Origin of the sequence: Candidatus Thiothrix phosphatis (assembly GCF_035668035.1) — a bacterium.
Taxonomy (GTDB): Bacteria; Pseudomonadota; Gammaproteobacteria; order Thiotrichales; family Thiotrichaceae; genus Thiothrix; species Thiothrix phosphatis.
This window is the reverse complement of the sequence record NZ_JAYMYJ010000076.1, coordinates 11,065-13,968: the sequence shown is the minus strand read 5'-3', so window position 1 is coordinate 13,968 and position 2,904 is coordinate 11,065. Positions and strand designations below refer to the sequence as shown.

3 protein-coding genes are annotated in these 2,904 nt (G+C 54.0%); 1 reads left to right on the top strand and 2 read right to left on the bottom strand.

The annotated features are described in order from the left end of the window. Nucleotides 1-675 precede the first annotated feature (675 nt). Complete coding sequence (locus VSS37_RS08005) at nucleotides 676-1,464, bottom strand: SDR family oxidoreductase (protein WP_324694311.1); 789 nt, start codon at nucleotides 1,462-1,464, stop codon at nucleotides 676-678. 31 nt (nucleotides 1,465-1,495) lie between these two features. Then, nucleotides 1,496-2,401, bottom strand: coding sequence for a LysR family transcriptional regulator (locus VSS37_RS08000; protein ID WP_324694310.1), 906 nt, complete (start codon nucleotides 2,399-2,401; stop codon nucleotides 1,496-1,498). 102 nt (nucleotides 2,402-2,503) lie between these two features. Here VSS37_RS08000 and VSS37_RS07995 point away from each other — a divergent pair. Beyond that, nucleotides 2,504-2,904 (top strand): FMN-dependent NADH-azoreductase (locus VSS37_RS07995; RefSeq protein ID WP_324694309.1); only part of this gene is annotated, 401 nt, incomplete at its 3' end.

Below are 2,904 nucleotides of genomic sequence, written 5' to 3'. Positions count from 1 at the left end.
GAGCGGCTCACATATTCTAAAGCCCCCGGCTTTGCCGGGGGATACTTACTAGTTTTTATTTAAAATTATCATCGTGATTAAAATATTATCAGCATACAGTAAAGTATACAACTTGGAAGACGCTGGAATTACAAAATATGAAGTTAATTATGTATTAACTTTTCAATGATTTATGCGTAAATCGGATGTGACACATTAAGAGGCATGTATGCGGATGCAAATTTCACATAATTTACATCTAATGAAAAATTCGTGATTTATTTTATTAAAAATCGTATTTATAAGAAAAATAACGACTATCCTGTACGCATAACCAGCCGTTTGTGCATTAGTAAATACCTCTGTACACGACAATTTTTTTAGACTCTGTAAGTGTTTGATTTTAGGTTGTGCGTCTCAGCATGAATAATGCTGAATCAATGAGTTACAATGAATCGAAGTTTTTTATCGTGTACCGTGGCAAATACGCTGCAAATTTTTATTTTGGTAATGAAATCATGAACGATATGTCAATCATATCATACATTTACGTTGGCATGAAAAAGGCTTTGAGTGACTAATATTACGCAACTGTGGTCTGATTCAGTGACTCCGGACATCTGGTAAAGTGAGCAAACTACCCAATTGCCCAACTGCTCCGTAACCCGCTGACCCCGGTTTTCTGGGGCAGGCCAATCACCCAACCCTGCCGCCGCCATCCACCAGCAACGCCTGCGCCTGCACAAATCCGGCAGCTTCCGAGCACAGGAAAGCTACGACTGAAGCCAGTTCCTCTGGCTCCGCCATGCGTCCGGTAGGAATGCCAGACACCAGATTGGCGCGCACGGTTTGTTCATCCTGCCCGGTGCGGGCGGCGGTTGCCGCCGCCAATGATTCCATCCGTGCTGTGCGGGTCAGGCCGGGGCAAACCAGGTTGGCGGTGATGCCTTTGGCGGCGTATTCCTGCGCCAGGCTTTCCGCCAGCCCCAGCAGGGATTTGCGCAAGGCGTTGGAGAGCACGAAATGCCGCAACGGGTCGACCACAGTGCCGGAGGTGATCATCACCACACGACCCCAACCGCGTTGCGCCATGGCCGGAACCAGCGACTGACAGGCCAGCACAGCGGAGCGCACAATCATCTGGTAAGCCTGATCCCAGGCGGCAATGTCTATGGATTCGAATGGTGCGACTGGCGGCCCGCCGCAATTGGTCACCAGAATATCAGTATCCTGATGGCGTGCGAGCATGGCGCTCAGGGCATCAGCATCCAGCATATCCACACATTCGGTTTGCACCGGCCTGCCAGTCCGGGCTTCGATGGCTTGCGCCGTTGTCTGCAAGTGTTCCGCTGAACGCGCCATGATGACGACTTCCGCGCCCATCGCCGCCAGCAGTTCCGCCGAAGCCTTGCCTAAGCCTTGTGAGGCGGCGAACACCAACGCTTTGCGTCCGCTCAGGGCTGTGTCTGTAAAGGTTTGTTTCATAATGTTGTCTCCATACGTGAATTTGCTTGCATCAGCTGTGGCAGCGGTTACCGACACAGGCGCTGACCTGGTGCAACAGTTCGGCAAGGCGACGCCCGCCCGGGCCTGCTGCTTCGCGGTCGGCGTACATCAGGTATAACGTGCCGATGAGTTCCGCGCCTTCCTGCAAGGGCAGTGGTTTGAGCTTGCCTGCATCCAGTTCCTCACGGATGCTTTCTTCCGGAAACCAGGCATAACCCAACCCCATGACGGCGGCGCGAATGACGGTTGCCTGATGGCTGACTGTCCAGCGCTGTTCGCTGATCCAGGTGGTTTTGCGGGTGCGTTGCGAGCCGCTGTCACGGATCACCAATTGCCGGTGAGCGTTCAGGTCATCCAGTGTCAATGGGCGGCCCAGTTGATGCAAGGGGTGGCCGGGGTGCGCCGCGCAGATGATCCGTACCTGTATCAGCGGGTCAGCCAGGAAGCCTTCCGGTACGAAGCCGCCGATGGCAAGGTCGACCTTGCCTTGTTCAAGCGCTTCGTCGGTGCCGCTCAATACCGATTCGTAGATTTCCAGGCGGATGTCCGGGTGTTCCTGGGTGAAATGCTCCAGGCAACGTAGCAGCAGCCAGCCGGGAAACAGGATTTCCACCGCCAGCCGGATTTCAGGTTCCCATCCGGCGGCCAATTTGTGGGCGGTGCGCTCCAGTTGCAGGGCTTCGTCGACTAAGGCTTTGCCACGCCGGTAGAGCACTTCGCCTGTGGGCGTCAGAACCGCTTTGCGTCCTTGGATTGCAAACACATTTGCGCCAATCAGGCGTTCCAGTTGTTGGATGGCATGGGAGAGGGTCGACTGGCTCTTGTGGATCTGTGCCGCCGCCTGGGCGTAGCCGCCTGCCTCGACGATGCAAACCAGGGTGCGCCATTGTTCCAGGGAAATCCGTGGGTAGTTCATATATCGATACCATCGAACGTTTCACTCGAAAATATGCGCTTTTCATTCGATGCTTTCAATATTTAAATACGTCCATTGAATAAAGATTGTAACGAGGTATGTATGAAAACCGTATTGAACATCCAATCCAGCCTGTTCCAGCAGCAAGGCCAGTCTTCACAGTTGAGCGCAACACTGGCGCAGCAATTGCTGGGGGAACACGACCAATTGGTCACGCGCGATCTGGCTACGGAGCCGGTGCCGCATCTGACGGCGGAACGTTTCACCGCTTTCCTCACGCCTGCCGCTGACCGCACGCCTGAACAACAGGCTGTGGTGGCGTATTCCGATGCGCTGATCGATGAGTTGCGCGCGGCTGATGTCATTGTGCTCGGCCTGCCGATGTATAACTTCGGTGTGCCGTCCACGCTCAAGGCTTATTTCGACCACGTTGCCCGCGCGGGCGTGACCTTCCAATACACCGCTGAAGGCCCGAAAGGCTTGCTCACCGGCAAGAAGGTTTA

Bases quoted from the DNA above. Each gene is read 5' to 3' on its own strand.
- VSS37_RS08005 (WP_324694311.1), bottom strand. From the start codon at position 1,464: ATGAAACAAACCTTTACAGACACAGCCCTGAGCGGACGCAAAGCGTTG.
- VSS37_RS08000 (WP_324694310.1), bottom strand. From the start codon at position 2,401: ATGAACTACCCACGGATTTCCCTGGAACAATGGCGCACCCTGGTTTGC.